Source organism: Luteibacter sp. GL_149, assembly GCF_057834065.1.
Genome location: NZ_CM174395.1, coordinates 579,034 through 599,954, shown reverse-complemented (window position 1 = coordinate 599,954; position 20,921 = coordinate 579,034). Strand labels below are relative to the sequence as shown.

General features: G+C 62.9%; 15 protein-coding genes and 1 pseudogene. 5 read left to right on the top strand and 11 right to left on the bottom strand.

Translation table 11 applies throughout. The annotated features are described in order from the left end of the window. Nucleotides 1–41: 41 nt before the first annotated feature. Nucleotides 42–698 (top strand): hypothetical protein, encoded by a 657-nt coding sequence (locus AC3IR3_RS02710; RefSeq protein ID WP_489195499.1) that lies wholly within the window; start codon nt 42–44, stop codon nt 696–698. A gap of 168 nt (nt 699–866) precedes the next feature. On the opposite strand, the gene AC3IR3_RS02705 is transcribed toward AC3IR3_RS02710, so the two are convergent. From AC3IR3_RS02705 to glnE, 8 genes and pseudogenes are all read right to left on the bottom strand, one after another. After that, entirely contained in the window at nt 867–2,570 is a 1,704-nt protein-coding gene (locus AC3IR3_RS02705; RefSeq protein ID WP_489225044.1) for an XVIPCD domain-containing protein, read from the bottom strand. 21 nt (nt 2,571–2,591) lie between these two features. Further along, nucleotides 2,592–2,993, bottom strand: a pseudogene (locus AC3IR3_RS02700) (phospholipase effector Tle1 domain-containing protein); the annotation flags it as partial. A 99-nt stretch (nt 2,994–3,092) separates the two neighbouring features. Beyond that, nucleotides 3,093–3,680, bottom strand: a complete 588-nt coding sequence (locus AC3IR3_RS02695) for a hypothetical protein (RefSeq protein ID WP_489195497.1) — start codon at nt 3,678–3,680, stop codon at nt 3,093–3,095. A gap of 22 nt (nt 3,681–3,702) precedes the next feature. After that, nucleotides 3,703–5,391, bottom strand: coding sequence for a type IV secretory system conjugative DNA transfer family protein (locus AC3IR3_RS02690; RefSeq protein ID WP_489195496.1), 1,689 nt, complete (start codon nt 5,389–5,391; stop codon nt 3,703–3,705). 677 nt (nt 5,392–6,068) lie between these two features. Next, nucleotides 6,069–7,364: a citrate synthase gene (locus tag AC3IR3_RS02685; RefSeq protein ID WP_489195495.1), complete on the bottom strand. Its 1,296-nt coding sequence runs from the start codon at nt 7,362–7,364 to the stop codon at nt 6,069–6,071. Between the two features lie 253 nt (nt 7,365–7,617). Then, the gene (locus tag AC3IR3_RS02680) at nt 7,618–7,866 is read right to left on the bottom strand and encodes a type B 50S ribosomal protein L31 (RefSeq protein ID WP_489195494.1); all 249 of its coding nucleotides are present in this window, start codon (nt 7,864–7,866) and stop codon (nt 7,618–7,620) included. Between the two features lie 122 nt (nt 7,867–7,988). After that, nucleotides 7,989–8,927 carry a nucleoside hydrolase gene (locus tag AC3IR3_RS02675; RefSeq protein ID WP_489195493.1) on the bottom strand — a complete coding sequence of 313 codons (939 nt, stop codon included), beginning with the start codon at nt 8,925–8,927 and terminating at the stop codon, nt 7,989–7,991. A gap of 49 nt (nt 8,928–8,976) precedes the next feature. After that, nucleotides 8,977–11,853, bottom strand: a complete 2,877-nt coding sequence (glnE, locus tag AC3IR3_RS02670) for a bifunctional [glutamate--ammonia ligase]-adenylyl-L-tyrosine phosphorylase/[glutamate--ammonia-ligase] adenylyltransferase (RefSeq protein WP_489195492.1) — start codon at nt 11,851–11,853, stop codon at nt 8,977–8,979. Nucleotides 11,854–12,013: 160 nt separating this feature from the next. On the opposite strand from glnE, the gene AC3IR3_RS02665 reads away from it, so the two are divergent. Beyond that, a complete protein-coding gene (locus AC3IR3_RS02665) occupies nt 12,014–13,906 on the top strand; it encodes an LTA synthase family protein (protein ID WP_489195491.1) in 1,893 nt (630 codons plus the stop codon). 768 nt (nt 13,907–14,674) lie between these two features. Here AC3IR3_RS02665 and groL read toward each other — a convergent pair. After that, nucleotides 14,675–16,321 (bottom strand): chaperonin GroEL, encoded by a 1,647-nt coding sequence (gene groL / locus AC3IR3_RS02660; RefSeq protein ID WP_489195490.1) that lies wholly within the window; start codon nt 16,319–16,321, stop codon nt 14,675–14,677. Between the two features lie 57 nt (nt 16,322–16,378). After that, nucleotides 16,379–16,672, bottom strand: coding sequence for a co-chaperone GroES (locus AC3IR3_RS02655; protein ID WP_489195489.1), 294 nt, complete (start codon nt 16,670–16,672; stop codon nt 16,379–16,381). A gap of 270 nt (nt 16,673–16,942) precedes the next feature. On the opposite strand from AC3IR3_RS02655, the gene AC3IR3_RS02650 reads away from it, so the two are divergent. The 3 genes from AC3IR3_RS02650 to AC3IR3_RS02640 are packed head-to-tail and all read left to right on the top strand — an operon-like array spanning nt 16,943 to nt 20,153. After that, nucleotides 16,943–17,641: an HAD hydrolase-like protein gene (locus AC3IR3_RS02650; RefSeq protein WP_489195488.1), complete on the top strand. Its 699-nt coding sequence runs from the start codon at nt 16,943–16,945 to the stop codon at nt 17,639–17,641. Nucleotides 17,642–17,652: 11 nt separating this feature from the next. Continuing rightward, nucleotides 17,653–18,972, top strand: coding sequence for a DUF5690 family protein (locus AC3IR3_RS02645; protein WP_489195487.1), 1,320 nt, complete (start codon nt 17,653–17,655; stop codon nt 18,970–18,972). Further along, nucleotides 18,969–20,153 carry a TIGR03364 family FAD-dependent oxidoreductase gene (locus AC3IR3_RS02640; protein WP_489195486.1) on the top strand — a complete coding sequence of 395 codons (1,185 nt, stop codon included), beginning with the start codon at nt 18,969–18,971 and terminating at the stop codon, nt 20,151–20,153. The genes AC3IR3_RS02645 and AC3IR3_RS02640 overlap by 4 nt, the downstream gene beginning before the upstream one ends. Before the next feature lie 12 nt (nt 20,154–20,165). Here AC3IR3_RS02640 and phnF read toward each other — a convergent pair whose 3' ends face one another. Beyond that, a complete protein-coding gene (phnF, locus tag AC3IR3_RS02635; protein ID WP_489195485.1) occupies nt 20,166–20,921 on the bottom strand; it encodes a phosphonate metabolism transcriptional regulator PhnF in 756 nt (251 codons plus the stop codon).

The following is a 20,921-nucleotide window of genomic DNA, read 5'->3' as shown; positions in this document are numbered from 1 at the left end:
CGCTCGCGACACGCCAAAAAACACCAGCACGGGGGTGAGTCATGGCAAGAGGCGAACATCATCGTATCCACGCGCAGGACAGAACACTGCGCAACCGCGTCCGCGTCGCCCAGGAGGCTGCCCGCCTCATGAGCGAGCACGGCATCCGCGATTTCCATCACGCAAAACTCAAGGCCGCCGAACGGCTCGGCATACTCGACACGCAGGCCCTGCCTCGCAACAACGAGATCGAAGACGCCCTGCGGGAACATCAGCGCCTGTTCCAGGCCGACAGCCAGCCACAGGCCCTGCGCGAACGGCGCGAAGCGGCCATAGAAGCGATGCGCTTCCTCCGCGGCTTCGATGCCCGACTGGTCGGTGCGGTGCTCGAAGGCACGGCGGACGAACACTCGGCCGTCTGCCTCCATGTATTCAGCGACGATCCCGAAGCCGTCACGCTCTTCCTTCGCGAGCAGGGCATTCCGCTGGAAACCCAGTCGCGCCGTCTGCGCTGGTCGAACACGGAGCAAACCGAACATCCCGTACTGCTCTTCGGCGCGGACGGCATTCCTTTCGACATCACTGTATTGCCTCTCGACGCCATGCGTCAGGCACCGCTCGACCGTGTGGACGAACGTCCGATGCGCAGGGCATCGGTGTCGATGGTGCAGACGTTGCTGGAAGAGGAAGACATGCAGGCCTTCGACAGCGCGCAATAGGATCTCTGTTAAAAAAAGTGCTGGTGTTCGATTCGTAACGAAACAAAACGGCCGGTAATGCGAATGACGCGTACCGGCCGTTTTCATTTTTTCGCAATCAATCGCTACCCCGCACTCAAAAAGCGCGCTAAGCGCTCCTATCGAGCTGCGTCGAGATGTCGGCAGCCGTCAAAGCGACATCCCTCGCTGCTGCTCCTGCGCGTTGGCCCGGTCCTGCTGCCACTGGAACTGCGTGGCCCGCTCGCGATGGTGTTCGGTGGCGTCCTGAAACTGATCGTAGGACTGTTCGGGCGGCGTACGCTTCGCCTTCTCGGCATCCGTGACGCTCTGCGGTATGCCGTCCCGGCTCGGGTCGCCCTGATAGGCAAAGATGTAACCGTTCACATCCGGCCGGTCCCTATCGTCGTCACTGAATTCCAGAGACGTCACCCGGGTAATGGTGGCACGGCGCGCGTCGGCCATGATCGCGGCCGTCGTGCGTTCGAGGTGTTGTTCGGACAGGGTGATGTTCTCGTCGGCATAGAGCTTGCGCACCTGCTCGCGCACGCCCTGGTGCATGGCGTGGTCGGGGTGGCCGGGCGTGCGCGGATCGGGACGTTGCTGGAGCGTGTCCATCGCGGGTGTCGCGTGACCGGCGGACGGTGCGGGTGGCGATGCAAACGGTGCCTGATAGGTGGGTTCCGGGGTGGCAAACCCGGCATACGGTGCGGGGGGTGGGGAAGCAGCCGCCGGCCGAGAGGGCTCGGACCACGACGGTGTGGGCGACGGCGTGAGGTGCGCTCGAGGTGCAGACAGCTCCGGCTGTCGGGTGACGGACGGCTCGTCCCTACGCGGCAGAGGGGCTTCGGGTAGCGCTCGCTCCGGCGAAAGGTGACGTTCCGCGGTCCGGTCCAGCGCAAGAGTGGGCGCCCGAAACGGCGCGTGGTCCTGTCCCGGAAACGCCCTGCCATGCTCCTGTTCCGTTCGCTGATTAATCAGGTCGATATCATGTGCCAACCAGCGTTCGGCAACCGGGTCCGCCGTGGGCAATCGATGCACAGGCTGAAGGGACAAGTTGGGCAAGGTGTCGTCGCGGTACTCGTAGTCGGCGGGCAATGGGATATTGCCGATGGCGTGACTGCGTTCGAGGTCATACGTGCGGCGTACGGGAAGCGGTTCGGCAAAGCGCTCGCTATAAGTCGGTGGCGTCGGAGCGATATCGCGTGCGGCCGCATAGGACGGAACCATCGACGGCACGGCCACCCGGTGCCGCTCGCCCAACCCGGCGGCGAGTAGCGGATCGACCGGATCGGGCGGCGCACAGGTTTCGACGAGACGGCAATGCGGCGGCGCTATCTGCGCGCCCATGACATCGCGTACGCCGTCCCGCTCGAAGGTCGAGGTGCCATAGATGAACAGATGTTCTTCGGAACGATGGATCACATACCGCGCCGGATCGTCCGGAAGCTCCCGCTTCCGCACCAGCGGCGTATCGCTCAGGGCATTGATGTAGTCGGCCATCAGGTTGCCGTTGAGACGTGCCAGTCCATCGACGTGGTAACTGCCGCCGATATCCGAATGCGCGCCCGGCACGGTGACGCCAAGGAAGCGGCCATCCGCCGAAAGCCCCTGCGGAATAATCCGACTGGACGGAAACGCATTGCGCCGTTCGTCGCGCGCGACGATCTGAAACCCCGAGACGACCGATGGCGGCAGGTGGCGATCGCGCTTTTGCGGCGTGCCGGTACCGACGGGATCGAACAGGGCGACGGCTTGGGCGACTTTGCCGGGGGCGACCAAGGCGGGTTTGGTGTAAATGATTTCGTCTTTGCCGAAGGTGTGGTCAACCTCTATGCGGCCGGCGGGATCCTGAATACCCCGCTCGTGCACCATGCGTGCAAAACCCGCGGCCTGATCGGCACCGCGGCTAAAGCCGGTTTCTATGATTCGTATTTGTGCTTTCGGATCTTCATCTAGCCATCGCTTTGCCTGAAACAGGAACTTCAAGTACATATCTTCGAGCCGCTTGTCATACGTATAGCCGAATGCACCGTCGGCCGTACGGATGAAAAAATTCCCTTGCGTTCCGGGACCCTCAAGATACTGAACACGAACACGAGGACTTATCCGCTCTATATCCTTGAGGGATTTACTCAACAGAGCAACATTGGTCGCGTGCTCAGGATCGCCATCTACGTCATTGCCGGTCCCATCGAAACTCGCCACATAAAGGCGATCATGCGGATTGGAAGATCGGTACAAGGTCGGCACGGGGAGCGATCCTAAGCCCAGCGCCACACCTTGAAAAATCGCCATATCAGACGTGGTCACCGCATACGTACCAACGCTATCCTGGATTTGCCCGTCTGGGCCGTACTTGTGTTTCTCTGCCATTCCTTTGCCCTCGTCGATCCATCAATACGTGTGGCTGTATGCCAGAACCAAACTGTCACTAAAATCACTGTGCTTGTTTGTCGGATCTTTCAAGTCTTTTAATGGAATGAAAGATTTCATGTAGACGCTGATGGTGCGGTCATCCACAACTAAAATAATGTCCGGATTCGCTATCGCGGCGTTTTCGGGAATATCTCGTTCGTCAACATCGTGAACGATGCGCCGGTCTTTAAAAATCTGCCCAAGGTCAATTTTTTCCTCGTGATATGCGCCATCCTTTGATTGCCACGTCACAACAGCCGGCAGGGGGAAATTCTGTATACCAACCCGAATGGCATCGAGGTGCTTTAAGTGGTCGGCCCCCATGAGCGGGCTCGATACCTCGTCGTCGCGATCTTCGACGTCGTATCTACCGTGATAGAACACCTTGCAGCCAATCGTGCTGAAACAATAGGCAGAAAAATTATGTTCAGTGAACTTGCGATGAGATGATCCACGGTCGTGCGGATGATCGGCGTTGGACATGGCGGTCTGGCATCCTGCGGCGAATAAAGAAAGAAAACTGAGGACGAAGGCGTGGCCTGCGTGACGTATTCGATGACGCATCATGCGTACTTCCTGTTCGGTTCGATCAGCCAAGATTGAGTTTCGGCACATCGATCTTCGGCAATAGTCGCTTCTTGAAGAAGCGATCCGCGTAGTACCTGATCTTGCCGCACTTGATCGGATGCGGGCTACCTTCGATGAAAATGATCTGTTCTTCGGGACTCAATGCCTTCAGTTCCTGCGGGAGCATCAAGGCGCGACGCTCTTCGACCTCCGTATAGGACACGCTTCTATCTCCCCCATTCGAGCGCGTTTTGTTGCGCTTGCGTAGTGTCGTGTAGCCCAGCATTTCCGAGTATTCGTTCGCGTCGCGCTGCTCGCGTGGCGTATAGACGATCTGGCAGGCCAGATTGGTCACCATGCCGCGTGCGACATCGCGCCCGTACGTCGCGTCCAGTTGCGACAGCGACTGGATAACGGTGAATATCCGCAAGTTGTAGCCGGCGAGGTAGCTGATCGCCTTCGCAATGATATCGACACGACCCAGCGCGGTGAATTCGTCCAGCAGGATCAGGCACTGGTGTTTCAGTGCGGGATTCTTTTCCGGCAGTTCCTTGACGTTCTGGTTGATGACCTGACTGAAGAACAGATTAAATATCTTGCTCGACTCGACGAGCTTGTCCGGCGAAATGCCGACATAGATGCTCATCGCTCTGCGGCGAAGATCGGTCAATCGGAAGCTGTCGCCCGATGTGGCCTTATCCAGAATGGGATTGAGGAAAATGTGCAAAGGCGCCTGAAAACTGCCGATGACCGACGAGAAAGTCTGGTCGGCCAGTGCGGTCAGGTTGGCGAACGCGGTCCGGGCATCCTTGCTAAGAAACGTGTGGTGGGTGAGGCCTTGCAGGTAGGCCTTGAGGTCGATGCCATCGCCGGAGAACAGCCGGTAGATACGTCCCAGCGTAGGAACCTTTATCCGACTTCGTTTCTTCTTGTGTCGGCGCTCGTGATCCCGTTGTTCGAACAGGTAGAGACTTGCCGCGAGAAAGCAGTTGCGGGCGTTGTTCGTCCAGAAGGGATCGCCGCCGGCTTCATCGCCGTAAAGGATCGCGGCGATAGCTTGTAAATCGGTGGTGCGGAACGTGGGATCGTCGCTCACATAGGTCATCGGGTTCCAGCAATGCGTACGCAGATCTTCGGCGAACGGATTGAACAGAAACACCGGGCCGAGCGTCGCGCGCCAGCCGGAGGTCAAGTCGTAGGCTTCCTGCTTGATATCGAGCATGACCACCGAATCGCCGTAGGTCAGCAGGTTGGGGATCACCGCGCCAACGCCTTTGCCGCTGCGCGTCGGCGCGGCCAGCAAGGCATGCCGCGTACCGTGCAGGCGAAGCAGGTCGCTGCCGTTTTTACCGATGACGATCCCGTTATCGGTGGTCTTGAGCAATCCCTGACGGGCGAGCTCGCCACGCTGAGCGAAGCGGGCGTCGCCATGCGTGGCCCGGGCGGTTCGTTTGAACAGTTTCGTCAGCAGGAATACCCACAGGATCATCGGTACGCCAAATCCCACGAGACCCGACGCCTTGATCGTGATGGCGTAGCGCGCGATGTCGGGCCGGTCCAGTATCTGGAAGTACTTCCAGTACGTATTCCACGTCCAGGGAACATGGTTCGCTTTCAGCAGGAGCAGCATCAGGAAACCCGAGGCGCACACGCCTGCCAGAAGGGCCAGCGCCAGACACGCGAGCGCGAGCCCGACCTTGATCTTGTTCATCCTTGAATCTCCCCATACGCAGCCCCGCGTACGTGTTGTCATTCTCACGGCGACGCACAAACAACGCCTTCAGACTAGTCTGAAAAATCATGCGTATTTAGCGCGATGGATTGACGGGCGTGGGCGTGGCCACGATGCTTCTCCGGCAGCCGCACACCGGCGACCGGCATAGAAAGCCGGGTTAGGCAACGGGCGCAGAAGACGCCGTCTCACACGACGTCTTCATGCGTGAGGGCTCGGCTTCGCCATCGCTTTTGCGCTCGGACGTTTCGGGGGAGAGGAGAGCCGTCGCGGTGACGTGGAGGAAAGCATGGCGTCGACGTATGGACAGAGATGACAGCAGGCTAGCCACTCCCATCACGTGCGCAGGCGCAGGCTCACGCTCTCCTCACAGCAAACCGCAACCGACGGTGCCGTGGCCGGGTTGGCCCTTGGGGCCGCCTTAGCCGAGGGCCGCGATACCCCACTGACGGAGCGAATGCGGCGCTACGGCCCGCTCCCGCAGGGACGGCGCCGAAGGCCCCAAGGGCCAACCCGGTCGCGGCCTCCCCGACGCACGAGCGTGAGGCGGCTCTCCTCGTCCGAAGATCGACGAGACACGCCAATCCGTCCCCGCTAATGCGTGAAGAGCAAAAAAAAGCCCCGCAATGCGGGGCGTTTTTGTACTTGCGAACGTCTTAGCGCTTGTCGGCGCCCACGTAATCGCGGACATCCGCACCCGTGTAGATCTGACGCGGACGGCCAATGCGCGACCCCGGGGTTTCGTGCTGCTCGATCCAGTGAGCGATCCAGCCGGACGTGCGGGCAATGGCGAACATCACCGTGAACATTTCGGTCGGGATACCCAGCGCCTTGTAGATCAGGCCCGAGTAGAAGTCGACGTTCGGGTAGAGCTTGCGCTCGACGAAGTATTCGTCCTTCAGTGCCGCCTCTTCGAGCTTCAGCGCCACATCGAGCAGCGGATCCTTCACGCCAAGCTCGTTCAGCACCTTGTGGCACATCTCGCGGATGATCTTGGCGCGCGGGTCGAAGTTCTTATACACGCGGTGACCGAAGCCCATCAGGCGGAAGCTGTCGTTCTTGTCCTTCGCGCGCTTGACGGCGGTCTCGACGTTATCCGGCGAACCGATCTCTTCAAGCTGCTTCAGCACGGCTTCGTTCGCACCGCCGTGAGCCGGGCCCCAGAGCGCGGTGATGCCGGCGGCGATCGACGCGTACGGGTTGGCACCGGTCGAGCCAACCAGGCGAACCGTGGAGGTCGAAGCGTTCTGCTCGTGATCCGCGTGCAGGATGAAGAGCAGGTCCAGCGCCTTGGCGGCCACCGGATTCAGTTCCAGCGGCTCGCTCGGCACTTCGAACATCATGTGCAGGAAGCGCGTGACGTATTCGAGGTTGTTGCGCGGATAACGCACCGGCCAGCCGACCGAACGGCGATGCACGGCAGCGGCGATCGTCGGCATCTTCGCAATCAGGCGGATCGCGGCAAGCTTGCGATCTTCCGGATTATCGACGTCGAGCTTGTCGTGATAGAACGCGGACAGCGACGCGATCGACCCGGCCAGCATGGCCATCGGGTGCGCATCGTGGTTAAAGCCACGCAGGAAGAACTTAAGGTTCTCGTGCATCATCGTGTGATGCGTGATGTCGTGTTCGAACGACGCGAACTGCGTCTTGTCCGGCAGTTCGCCATTCAGCAGCAGGTACGAAGTTTCGAGGAAGTTCGACTTCTCGGCGAGCTGTTCAATCGGGTAACCGCGATACAGCAGGACGCCCTTGTCGCCGTCGATGTACGTGATGGCGCTCTTGGTGCTGGCGGTGCTTCCGTAGCCCGGGTCGTACGTAAAGTAACCCGTGTCCTTATACAGCGTACCGATATCGACGCACGCAGGGCCCAGGGTTCCGCTGATGAGCGGCATTTCGCTCTGGGTCTTGCTGGATTCATCGACCAATTTGACGGTTTTGGCGTCGGACACGGCGAGCTCCTTCAGTCTGCGCCGGCGCCCGAGGGAATAGGCGCCGACCAATGTACGTTTTAGGGAAACGTCGCCCGGGGAGAGGCGACGCGACGGCCGCCGGAGCGACCGAATCTGCCCATTATCGCACACCGAAGAATCAAACGACCGTTAGACCTATGTCCGGTTCCGGGACGCAAAAAAGCACGGGGCGAGCATAGCTCGCCCCGTGCCTCTATCCTCGCGCGCACCCCGCAGGCGCGCTCGGGATGATTCAGGCTTTCTTGGCGTAACGCTGACGGAACTTGTCGACGCGGCCGCCGATATCCAACGTCTTCTGCTTACCCGTGTAAAACGGGTGCGAATGGCTGGTGATATCGAGCTTGACCACCGGGTATTCGTTACCGTCTTCCCACTTGACGGTTTCCTTGCTGGACATGGTCGAACGCGTAAGGAACGCGAAGTCGGACGAGAGGTCCTGGAAGACCACGGACTGGTACTTCGGATGGATGTTTTCTTTCATGGCAGACTCTGGAAAGCGGGGTGAAAAGAGCGGCATTGTAGCCCGCCGACCAACCCTCTGCAATACAAAGGGCACCGCCCCATCCCATGCCGGCGCAAGGGAACGGGGCGATCGGGCCTGGATCAGGCAGCGGGAACGCCCAACGCCCCGGCAATCAGCTCGCCGAAGCGGGCGTGATCCACGTCGAGCACGATCCTGGCGTTCGGCGTCCCACCCAGCCGACCGTGCCAGTCGACGACCGTCGCACCGCGGGTCAGGCGGCCATCGAGTTCGATGGCGACATGGCGCGTTTCGGCGCGGGTCACGATGGATGGATCGACCGCGACGGCCATCGCCAGCGCGTCGGCCGCGATGAACCCCGCGCGCTCGTGCTGCGCATTGAATTCGCGTGCCGTGCCGAAAATGGCGTGGAAGAATCGCGCACGCTCATCGCCCTGCGCCGACCATGCCTGATACACGTCGTCCGGAAACGCATGCCGCACGGTGGCTTCCCAGTCCACGAGCTCGAACATGGGAAACGCTTCGAAGACCACGTGCGCGGCTTCCGGGTCGAAGCCGATATTGAACTCGGCGGGAATCTTCCCGGTATTGCCATGCCCGGTGACGGCGCCGCCCATGATCACCAGGCGCTTGACGCGCTGGGGAAGCGTAGGATCGAGGCGCACCGCCAGCGCAAGATTCGTCAGCGGCCCCAGGGCCACCAGCGTGATCTCGCCCTGCCGTTCGCGCGTGATACGCAGAAGCGCCAGCGCGGCGTGCTCGGCCTGCGCGCGAGGCGCGGGTTCCGGGAATCCGACATCGCCGAAACCGTCCGCCCCGTGCACGAAGGCGGCATCTTCATCGGGAGCGCGCACCAGCGGCGACGGACAGCCGGCGAAGACAGGCGTATCGACATCCAGCAGCTCGACCAGCTTGCGCGCATTGCGCACCGTATGGTCCAGACCCACGTTGCCCGCGGCGACCGAAAGCGCAATCACGTCCGCATGGGCGTGCGCCATAAGAATCGCCAGAGCGTCGTCTACGCCAGGGTCGGTGTCGATAAGCAACAAGGGTCGGGTCATGGCCTGGCCTGATCTGATCGGCCGCACAGCATAGCGCTGCCCGGCACGTTCAGACAGCCTCGGTCGCGACCCGAAACGAGAACCCCAGTTCGCCGACCACCCGCTCTACCGACGCGCACAGCGCGTCGAGCGCCGGACTGCGCTCCGCGACGCGCGTCCGCAGGTCCAGCGTGCACGCCAGGGCAACCTGCAACAGATCGCCGTGCGCCACGTGCAGCGTATCTGCCTGTTCTGTCGTCAGCAGGCCGACGTCGCGCAGGGCGTCGATGAGGCTCGTGTTCGCGGTCGTGTCGAGCAACGTCGGATATCGCGAAGCGTGCGCCAGAACCATGCCCTGCAGTACGAATTCGATATCGAGCAGCCCGCCACGCCCCTGCTTCAGGTCGAGATGCGTCGCATCCGACCGGTCGCGCTCCTGCCGCCAGCGCACACGCATGCTGCCGACCTCGGCGTACACGCGTGCGGGATCCCGCTCGGCCGAAAGCACGTCGCGCCGCACCGCCGCCAGCGCCGTCCCCAGCTTCGCATCGCCGGCGACGAGCCGTGCGCGCAGCAAAGCCTGGTGCTCCCAAGTCCATGCGCGACTGCGCTGGTAGCCGTCGAATGCGTCGAGACTGGCCACGAGCAGACCTTTCGACCCGTCGGGGCGCAGTCGCGTATCCACCTCGTAGAGTCGACCCGCGTGGGTCGGCGCACTTAGCCAGTGCATGACGCGCTGGGCAAGGCGCTGATACCAGCGATTGCCATCCACCGGGCGCGCACCGTCGCTCATGACCGATGCGCGCGCACCGTCGTAAACGAAGACGAGATCGAGATCGGAGGCGAAGCCGAGCTCCTCGCCACCGAGGCTGCCGTATCCGAGTACGGCGAAGCCCGTGCCAGCACCGGGCAATCGCCCGTGCTGTGCGGCCAGCTCGCGCGTGGCGAGTGCCACGACCGCCGCCACGACCGCTTCGGCGAGGCCCGCGAGCCGGCGCGCCGTGGTCGCCGCATCGGCGCGTCCGTCGTTGAAGGCCAGTCCCAGGCGAAAAGCGATACTCGAACGAAATTCGTTGATGCGTTCCAGCTCGCGTTCGGCATCGCGATCGTCGAGTGCGCCCAGCACGCGCACGATCTCGGCCGAAATATCCGCGCGGCGGAGAGGAATCTGGTCGATGCGCGGATCGAGCACGTCGTCGAGCAACAACGGCTGCGCGATCACGCGCTCGGCAAGGAACGCGCTGTCGGAGAAAACCCCGGCCAGACGGCGGCGGGCTCCGGGCTGCTCGTCGAGCAACGCCAGATAGGACGAACGTCGCGCAACGGCCTGGACCAGACGAACCAGTCGAAGCAACGAGCCGGTCGGCGCCGCACTGGCGCGTGCCGCGGCAATCAGCTGCGGCATCAGCCGTTCCAGGCGCTCGCCCGAGCGTGCCGACATCGCACGCACGGAACTGGCGCGTGGCAGCTTGCGCAGCGCGTCGGCCGCTTCGTCGCCGGGCACGAAGCCCGAGGCCTCCATCGTTTCCGCGGTCAGCGATTCGTCGCGCGCGGCAGACCATAGCTCAACATCGGCCGCGGGCGCGCCCGTGGCGCTTCCCCCTTGCGGCATCAGTACAGCGGCGAACTCTTCCGATACGGCATCGCGATGGCGCGCAAGCTCAACGCCCAGCTCGTCCCATGATCCGTAACCTAGACCCAGCGCGATACGTTCGCGGGACAGTTCGTCTTCGGGAATATCGTGCGTCTGCGCATCCCGCAACATCTGGACACGATTCTCCAGCCGGCGCAGGAAGAGATAAGCCGCGCGCAGCAGTTTCGCGCGAGCGGCCGGAATATGTCCGCGCGCCTCGCAGACCTGCAAAGCCGGCAACAGTCCGCGCACACGCAAGGCAGGGTCGCGACCGCCCCGGATCATCTGGGTCAGCTGAACGATGAATTCGATTTCGCGGATGCCGCCCGGACCGAGCTTCAGATTTCCCGCCAGATCCTTGCGGACCACCTCGGCATCGATCAGCGCTTTCATCTCACGCAGGCCGGCGAAGGCCGTGTAGTCGAGATAACGGCGGTAAACGAAGGGCCGCAACATATCCTGCAATTCGCGACCCGCGGTGCGATCGCCCGCCACGGGACGCGCCTTGATCCAGGCGTAACGCTCCCAGTCGCGCCCCTCCCGCTGGTAGTACTGCTCCATCGCGGCGAACGGCAACACCAGACGCCCGGCATTGCCGAAGGGACGCAGGCGCAAATCCACGCGTGCGCAGATACCGTCCGACGTCGTCTCAGCCAGAAGCCGCACGAGCTGACGGGCCTCGCGAATGAAGTACTCGGCATTGTCGAGTTTGCGCGGGCCATCGCTTTCGCCTCCGGCGGCATAAGCCAGCACGAGGTCGATATCGGACGAAAAATTCAGTTCGTTGCCGCCCAGCTTGCCGAAGCCGAGTACGACCATGCGCTGTTCGACGCCAGCGGCATCGCGCGCACGCCCATAGCGTTCGAGCATCGCGTGTTCCGACCAGCGCAAGGAGAGCTCCAGCAGCGTCTCGTATAGCGCGCTCGTCGACGAGAGCGTTTCGCCGACGTCGTCCAGACCGTTCACGTCGCGGAAGACCAGGCGAAGCGCCTCGGCGTGCCGGAAACGACGCAACGTCGCCATGCACTCGGCCTCATCGGCCGAAAGTGTCAGCGTCGCACTGCGGGTACCGGCATCGGCCGCGGAGCGAAGTCGCTCCAGCCCGTCCGGAGCAAGCAGCTTCGGCTGGCGACGAAACACGTCGAATGCGAAATCGCTCGCAAGCAATGTGCGACGAATGCGTTCAGCGACACCCGCATCGTCATGCAAAGGCACCCGGGCGGCCCGGCACGCGGCCATCACATCCGCGTAGCGGCTGTCGATCAGGGCCCGGAGTTCGGCGCTTTCGCGCGGGTTGGCTGAAGGCGTGTTCATGGGGCGGCCATTGTGCCGGAGAAGGCAACCCTCCGGGCGCCCTCGCCCGTCCACTGGCTTTCAGCGAGGTGGTCACCTGCATGTCGCCTGACAACCGGTTCATGTCAGCTGCGTTACAGTCCCTACCCCTTTGGGAAAGCAGCCGCGAGCTTGGGAACTTATGGCTTATAATTCAAAAGCTTGGAACGACACAGCCAAGCGCATCGCGCTACCTTTGCTGCTCGCCGTGGCATTCGTGCTGTACACCGGCTTCCTCGACGGCAATCCCGGCGTAGCCGCGGATCGCTGGAGCGACCGTCCCTGGCACCTGTTCGCCAATGCCTTTCCCGGCCTCCTGCTAGCGTCGCTCCTCCTCGTCCTCACGCGACGCGCGCTACTGTCGTTCGGCCTCGCATTCTTTGTGCAAGGCGTCGTGCTGGCGGTCAGCGCGATCAAGATGAAAAACCTCGGCAGCCCGTTGCTGCCCGCGGACTTCCGCATGGTGGGCCAGCTGAAAAATGGCGGCGCCTCCCTGCTCGGCGGCTATCTGCCGCACCAGATCGCGCCCTACCTGATCATTGCGGCCGGCGTCGCGATCGTCGTGCTACTCGCCCGGTATGAAACTCCACTGTTTGCACGGCGGACTCAGGGACGACGCCTGGTGACCGCCATGGCACTGACCGGCCTGATCGGCACGCTGTTGGCAGGCGTACCCGCGTGGTCGCACGTTTACGACCACAACCGTCTGGGCATGGAGCCCTGGTCGGCCGCCGCCAACGCCGGTAATAACGGCGTAGTGACGACCATCATGCAGTTCCGCCTGCAAAACGCCGGAAAGAAAGTAAAACCCGATCCCAACGCCGCCATGCAATTCCTCGGCACCACGGATGCCCAGCTTCGCGCGCATATGGAACAGGCCGCGGGCAACGCGCGACAGACGCCGGACATCGTTATCGTGCAAAGCGAATCCTTCTTCGACCCCTCGATCATCCGGGGTTACGAGCACGAGGATTTCGCACCCAATCTTCATCGTCTGGCAAAAACGTCCAGCACAGGCTCGCTGCACGTGCCGACGTTCGGCGGCGGCACGATTCGCACCGAGTTCGAAGTATTGACGGGACTGTCCCTGCGCTATTTCGCGAACATGCAGTTCCCCTATCTGCAGATGCATAACGCCGTGGTACCCGGCATGGTGCGCGCGTTGCGGTCGCACGGCTATGAAACCGTCGCCGTACACGGCAACGATGCAGGATTCTGGAACCGCACGACGGCGTTCAAGGCGCTGGGCTTCGATCGCTTCGTGTCGTTACCGGATTTCCCCAAGGACGCCCGGAAGGACGGCGAATACATGGCCGACAGCGCCATGACCGACGAGATCATGTCGCAGCTACCCGATGCCGGTTCGCCGCGCCTCGTCTTCGCGATCAGCATGGAAGCCCACGGCCCGTACGACAAGACCGTCAACATCGATGCCGACGAACGCGATGCCATCCCCGTTCCCGACGGCATCGACGGCAACGCGAAGCTTCAGCTGCAGAATTACATCTATCACATGCGTCATGCGGACGCCGAACTCGGACGCCTGGCCGATCTACTGGCCAAACGCGAACGTCCGACGCTTCTCGTTTTCTACGGCGACCATCTGCCGGCACTTGTCGAAACCTACGCCAAGGCGGGCTTCACCAACGGGCAAAGCATGCTGACGCAGACGGTGCCGTGGATTCTCGTCGACGCGCACAACGATGGCCCCCCGCCAGCGCACGAGGATCTTGCCGCATGGATGCTTCCGGGATTCGTACTGGAGCGCGCCGGCGTGCATGACGATGCCTACTTCGCGCTGACCCAGGTACTCGCACCGCGGCTAGCGTCGCTGACACACGCCCCCGATGCGCCCACGGCGGCTGAAGACGCCGAGATGAAAACCACCGATATGGCCATGGGCAATCTCGCGTTGCTGCGCTTCAAGAACCGCCTCGATCCGCTGCTTGCGCAATACGCGCTGCCGGATGCCGCCGCACTTGCGCGGCAGAAGGGCGAAGAGGAAGAACGCGCCGCTGCCGGTGCACGGCAGTAGCGCCGACGCGCCCGACCCGCTGCCGTGCTAGTCCGCTTGCGGACTCCTACAACAAGCGAAAAAGGTTCTTCGCGCATTAGTGGGGACGGATTGGCGTGTCGCGTCGAGCTTCGGATGAGGACAGCCGTCCTACACTTGTGCGTTTGCGAGGCCACGACCGGGTTGGCCCTTGGGGCCTTCGGCGCCGTCCCTGCGGGAGCGGGCCGTAGCGCCACTTTCGCTCCGACGAGTCATCGCGGCCCTCGGCTAAGGCGGCCCCAAGGACCAACCCGGCCACGGCACCGTCGACTGCGGTTTGCTGAAGATAGAGCGCGAGCCAAGCACGTGACGGAACCGGACCGGATGCGGGTCACCCTCGGTCATACATCACCCGCTGCTTTCCCCCACGTCACCGCAACACCCGGAAGAGCCGTCGGCCACCGCCCTCGACGCGACTTGCGGAACCGAGCGCGGCGGGCGGAAAAGGCCCGAAGGGGGCGGACCAGGACGGTCCGCCGTTTTCGCTGAGGCAGGAGCCGAATCGAAAACCCCCGCCCGTCGCGCGGGCGCGACGGGGCGCAGCCATTAAAACACCAGCCGCGCAGCGGCTATCCCTTCCCGAGCGACGGTGAAGCCGGAGCGTCGAGGGCGGTGGCCGACGGCTCTCCTCGAAGCGTCCCAGCACTACGGCAATAGCGATGGCAAAGCCGAGCCCCAGACCATGCGTGAAGAACCAAAAAAAAGCCCCGCCGAAGCGGGGCCTTCTGTATTGCAGCGAACTGAGACTTCTTAGAAGTCCATGCCGCCCATGCCACCCATGCCGCCGCCCTGGCCACCATGGCCGTGGCCGTCGTCCTTCTTCGGCATTTCGGTCACAGCGGCTTCGGTCGTGATGATCGAACCGGCAACCGACGCGGCGAACTGCAGTGCCGAGCGGGTGACCTTGGTCGGGTCCAGAATACCGAACGCAACCATGTCGCCGTACTCGCCATTGGCAGCGTTGTAACCGAAGTTACCCGTACCTTCCTTCACCTTGTTCAGGACGACCGACGGCTCTTCGCCGGCGTTGGCGACGATGGCGCGCAGCGGGGCTTCCAGTGCACGGCGCGTGATCGCGATGCCGAGGTCCTGGTCCGTGTTGGCACCCTTCAGGCCTTCGACAGCCTTCAGCGCGCGGATCAGGGCAACACCACCGCCCGGGACCACGCCTTCTTCGACGGCTGCGCGCGTGGCGTGCAGGGCGTCTTCGACGCGGGCCTTCTTTTCCTTCATCTCGACTTCCGTCGCGGCGCCGACCTTGATGACGGCAACGCCGCCGGCAAGCTTGGCAACACGCTCCTGCAGCTTCTCGCGGTCATAGTCCGAAGAGGTCTCTTCGATCTGCGCCTTGATGTTGCCGATACGTGCCTGGATCAGCTCGGCTTCGCCCGCACCGTCGATGATCGTGGTGTTTTCCTTGGTGATCACGACGCGCTTGGCGCGGCCGAGATCGTTGATCGTCGCCTTCTCGAGCTGCAGGCCGACTTCCTCGGAGATCACGGTGCCATGGGTCAGCACGGCGATATCTTCCAGGATGGCCTTGCGACGATCGCCGAAGCCCGGCGCCTTGACGGCGGCGACCTTGACGATGCCACGGATCGTGTTGACGACGAGGGTCGCCAGGGCTTCGCCCTCGACTTCCTCGGCAACGATCAGCAGCGGCTTGCCCGCCTTGGCAACGGCTTCGAGCACCGGAAGCAGCTCGCGGACGTTCGAGACCTTCTTGTCGTGGATGAGGATGAACGGGTCGTCCAGTTCAACCTGCTGCGACTGCTGGTTGTTGATGAAGTACGGCGACAGATAGCCGCGATCGAACTGCATGCCTTCGACGACGTCGAGTTCGTTCTCGAGACCCGAGCCTTCCTCGACCGTGATCACGCCTTCCTTGCCGACCTTCTTCATCGCGGTGGCGATGATGTCGCCGATGTTCGCATCGGAGTTGGCCGAGATCGTACCGACCTGGGCAATGGCCTTGTCGTCGGCGGTCGGGTTCGACAGCGCCTTCAGACCGCCAACGGCGGCGGCAACGGCCTGGTCGATACCGCGCTTGAGGTCCATCGGGTTGATGCCGGCGGCAACAGCCTTCAGGCCTTCCTGGATGAACGCCTGGGCGAGAACGGTCGCGGTCGTGGTGCCGTCGCCGGCGACGTCGGACGTCTTCGAGGCGGCTTCCTTCACGATCTGGGCGCCGATGTTCTCGTACTTGTCGGCCAGCTCGATTTCCTTGGCGACGGAAACGCCGTCCTTGGTAACCGTCGGGGCGCCGAAGCTCTTCTCGATCACGACATTGCGGCCCTTCGGACCCAGGGTGACCTTGACCGCGTTGGCCAGGGTGTTCACACCCTTGAGCATGCGTGCACGTACATCTTCGCCGAAGCGGACTTCTTTAGCTGCCATGGGACAAATCCTCGTAAATAAATAGGGTTGGATCGGGGGTTACGCGGCGAGCGAAGCTCAGCCCTCGATAACCGCCACGATGTCGTCTTCCTTCAGGAAGACCAGATCTTCGCCGTCGACCTTGATTTCCTGGCCGGCGTACTTGCCGAACAGGACGACGTCGCCTTCCTTGACGCCCATCGGACGCAGCTGACCACCGGCCAGGACCAGGCCGTTGCCGGCCGCGATGACCTTGCCGCGGGTGGGCTTTTCGGTCGCGCTGTCCGGGATGACGATGCCACCGGCCGAAACACGCTCTTCTTCCAGACGCTTGACGATGACGCGATCGTGCAGCGGGCGCAGTTTGCTCATGACTATTTCACCATGTGGTTGACTTGAAAGGAAAAAACATCACCCTGTTAGCACTTGGCCCGGGTGAGTGCCAGAATTTTAGCCGCAATCTTTCCCTTATCGGAAGAGGTTCGCGGTCCCAAGCACAGATGGCGACGCGGCGACGGGGATCAAGGGGGCGGCATGAATTCCTTGCATTCCACCTAGACAACCGGCCCGCGCTGTCGGCCCCACGTCATTCGCGCGCCATCGCCCGCTGCCAGCATGCCTTCGCATTATGACGGAGGCGGTATGGCATTCGAACTGGCGGTTTTCGACATGGCGGGCACCACGGTGCACGACCCCGACCTGGTGACCCAGGCACTCACCGAAGCCCTGGGCGCTTTCGGTTGCCACGTAAGCGCGGCCAAGGTGCGCCTGCTCATGGGCTACACCAAACCGGCGGCCATTCGCAGCCTGCTCAGCGAGCACGATTTCGCGGCCGACGATGCACAGGTCGACGCCGTCCATGCGGACTTCGTCGAACGCATGCTGCATTGCTACCGGAACGGCAACGACGTGCGCCCGATGGCTGGCGCCGAAGACGTTTTCGCGCAATTGCGCGATGCCGGTATCCGCGTCGCCGTGAACACGGCGTTCTCCCGCGATATCGCCGAGACGCTGATCGACCGCTTCGGCTGGCGGACTCGCGGCCTTATCGACGATGCCACCTCGGCCGACCAGGTGGCCGAAGGGCGGCCTGCCCCGGACATGATCCGGCAACTCATGCTGCGCAACGGCGTCACCGATCCGCGCCGCGTCGTGAAGGTGGGCGATACGGAAGTGGACATCCGGGAAGGACGCCGTGCTGGGTGCGGACTGGTGATCGCCGTTACGACGGGCGCGTACGGCCGGGAGCAACTCGAGCCTTACCAGCCCGATGCCCTGCTCGACAGCCTGGCCGAGCTGCCACCCCTGCTCGCCTCGTTCGTCCACGGCCAGACCCGCTAGGAGCGCGCGTCATGCGGATCGCTACCGGGTGGACTTCGCCGGAACGCTGGCCCGCGGGCATGTTGCCCGTCGCCGCGGGCCTTGCCGCCTTTTCCACGTATCTGTGCATGTACGCCTTCCGCAAGCCGTTCAGCGCGGGCAGCTACGACGGCATGACCTGGCTGGGTATCGACTACAAAATCTGGCTGGTGATGGCGCAGGTGCTGGGCTACGCGCTGAGCAAGCTCTGGGGCATCCGCCTCGTGCCCGAACTGCAGACCGCGCACCGCGCGCGGCACATCCTCGTGCTCATCGGACTCTCCTGGATCGCGCTGCTCGGCTTCGCCACGCTGCCGCCCGTCGTGGGCATCGTGTGCCTGTTCCTCAACGGCATACCGCTGGGCATGGTCTGGGGCCTGGTCTTCGGTTTTATCGAAGGCAGACGGGCAACGGAACTGATGGGAGCCATCCTCGCATCCAGCTTCATCTTTGCATCGGGCGTGGTCAAAGGCGTAGGCAAAGCCATGCTGCTGGCGGGCGTCAGCCAACACTGGATGCCCTTCCTTACCGGCCTGGTCTTCGTACCGCCGCTACTGCTTTCGCTGCACGCGATTTCGCGCATACCGCCACCCGATGCCGCGGACATCGCCGCCCGCGCGCCGCGCGGCCAGATGGACCGTGCCGCGAGAAAAGCATTCGTCCGCCGGTTCCTGCCCGCGCTCGTGCCGGTCATCACGCTATACGTTTTGCTGACGGTACTGCGCGACTTTCGCGAAAATTTCGATACGGAAATCTTTCGCGAACTTGGACTCGGATCGAGCGCGACGGTCTTCGGCGAAGTCGACACGCCGATCGGCATAGGCGTACTGACGATGACCGCGCTGCTATGCCTGGTTCGCGACAACATGCGCGCCCTGATGCTCAATCACGCACTCATCGGCGGCGGCCTCGTCTGTGCGGGACTCGCCACGATGGCCTTCGTCGAGCACATGCTGACCCCGATGGCATGGATGACCTTTGTCGGCTTCGGCCTCTATCTGGCTTACGTACCGCTCAACTGCATGTACTTCGAACGCGTCATGGCGAGTTTCCGTGTCGTCGGTACGGCGTCGTTCGTGATGTATCTCGCCGATGCATCCGGCTATCTGGGCAGCGTCGCCATGCTGCTGATCAAACAGTTCGGTGGATTGCACCTCAACTGGACCGAATTCTTCATACGAGCCGTCCTGTTATGCAGCATGGCCGGCATCGTACTCATCTCCCTGGCCGCGCACTGGTTCCGGCGCCATGGCCAGCAGAACGCGCACGTTCCCGCGCCGGCTCTATTCATGATGGAAAGTACCCGAGTATGACGAACGGAAAGACACGTAGCGCGATCGTGGTCGGCGCGGGCATTGTCGGCCTGGCCATGGCGCGCGCACTCGCCGAGGACGGCTATCAGGTCACGGTTTACGAGCGGCACGAACGCGCGACCGGCGCTTCGGTCCGGAACTTCGGCACGATCTGGCCAATCGGCGTGCCCAACGGCAAACTTTACGAGCGTGCGATGCGTTCGCGAGCCGTCTGGAAAGCATTCTGCAAGGCCACCGACGAATGGCATGACCCGTCCGGCTGCCTGCACGTCGCCTGGCAGGACGACGAACTGGGCGCCATGGAAGACTACGCGAACATCAATGGACAGCGTCGCCCGTGCCGGATGCTCAGCGCGGCGGAAACATTGCGTCTCGCACCCGCCGTCAATGCAAGCCATCTTCGCGGCGCGCTTTTCAGCGGCGATGAAATGACCATCGATGCACGTAGCGCGATACGCCGCCTGCCCGACTGGCTGGAACAACGCTATGGCGTCCGGTTCAACTGGAAGCGGCCGATTACCCGTGTCGAATATCCGCACATCTGGTCGGGTCGGCAGCGCATCGCATCCGCCGACCTGATCGTCGTCGCGGGAGGCGCGGACTTCGAACTGCTTTATCCAGAACTGTTCGCGCAGCAACCGATCACCCGCTGCAAACTGCAAATGATGCGGCTAGCTGCGCAACCGACCGATTTCAGGCTAGGCCCCGTCCTGTGCACCGGCCTGTCGATGGTTCATTACACGGGCTTCGCCGAAGCGGCCGGCGTGACCGAACTGCGCGAACGCTACCAACGCGAGCACGGCGACCTTCTCAAGCTGGGCATTCACGTCATGGCCGCGCAAAACGGTGCGGGAGAAATCACCATCGGCGACTCGCACGAATACAGCCATACCGTCGAGCCCTTCGACGAAGCGCATATCAATCGCAAGGTCCTTGCCTACCTGGAACGCCTCATGGTGCTCCCGCATTGGGAACTGAAGCAGAGCTGGCACGGCGTTTACGCGAAGCGCACCGACGGCGGGACCGAAATGGTGCTCGAACCCGAATCCGGCGTCCTCGTGGTCAATGGCATCGGCGGTCTCGGCATGACGCTATCGTTCGGGCTGGCCGAAGAAATCGTAGCCGGGTCGCGTCGTGCGGACCCTGTCGAAACCGATATCCGTACGGCGATCGGCGCCTGACCCGAAACCGGCTCAACGATCGCCGGTCGACATCACCAGTTGCACGCGCTCGGAAGCGAAGCAGGTTAATCCGTACTGCACGGGCATGTTCTGGCCGTCCGCATTCAGCGATTCCACTTCCAGCACGGGAAGCCCGGGCGACTGACCGAGTACGCGTGCCGTCGCGGCATCCGGTAGTCGCGCGCTGACTTTCGTATAGCTACGGAAATAGTCCGCGATACCGAATTCCGCCAGGGTGCGGCTCACCGAGCCCGTGCGCTCGTAAATCGCGTCCAGTCGTGGGAATCGCGCCGCCGGGAACCACGCCTGACTGTGGTCGACGACACATTGCTCGGCATAAGCCGAGGATTCGATCCACCAGGCCCGCTCGCCACGCGCCAGCGCCAGCGCTGCCGCAACGCGCGGCGGCGGCGTCACCAGGCCCGTGGCAAGCACTTTATTGCCCGCCGCGACATTCAGATTGTGCATGTTGCGGCTGAAGCTGGTCTTGCGTCCGATGACGTAGTCGTAGCATTCCTCGCGGACGCGAAGGCCGCCGCCGGGAGCGGCAAGCAGGACACCGTTCTCCGTCATTTCGCCAAGCGCGCGCCGGACGGTGTGCCGGTTGACCTTCAGCTGCCGCGCCAGTTCCAGCGCGGAAGGCAGCCGCTCTCCCCCGCGCAGGCTTCCGTCCCGGATCCGCTCGAGAATCCGCTGCTCGATCTGTCGCCATACGGGTATGTCGCATGTCCGGTCCGGCGGGATCATCCCCTGGCATGTCATGTTCAT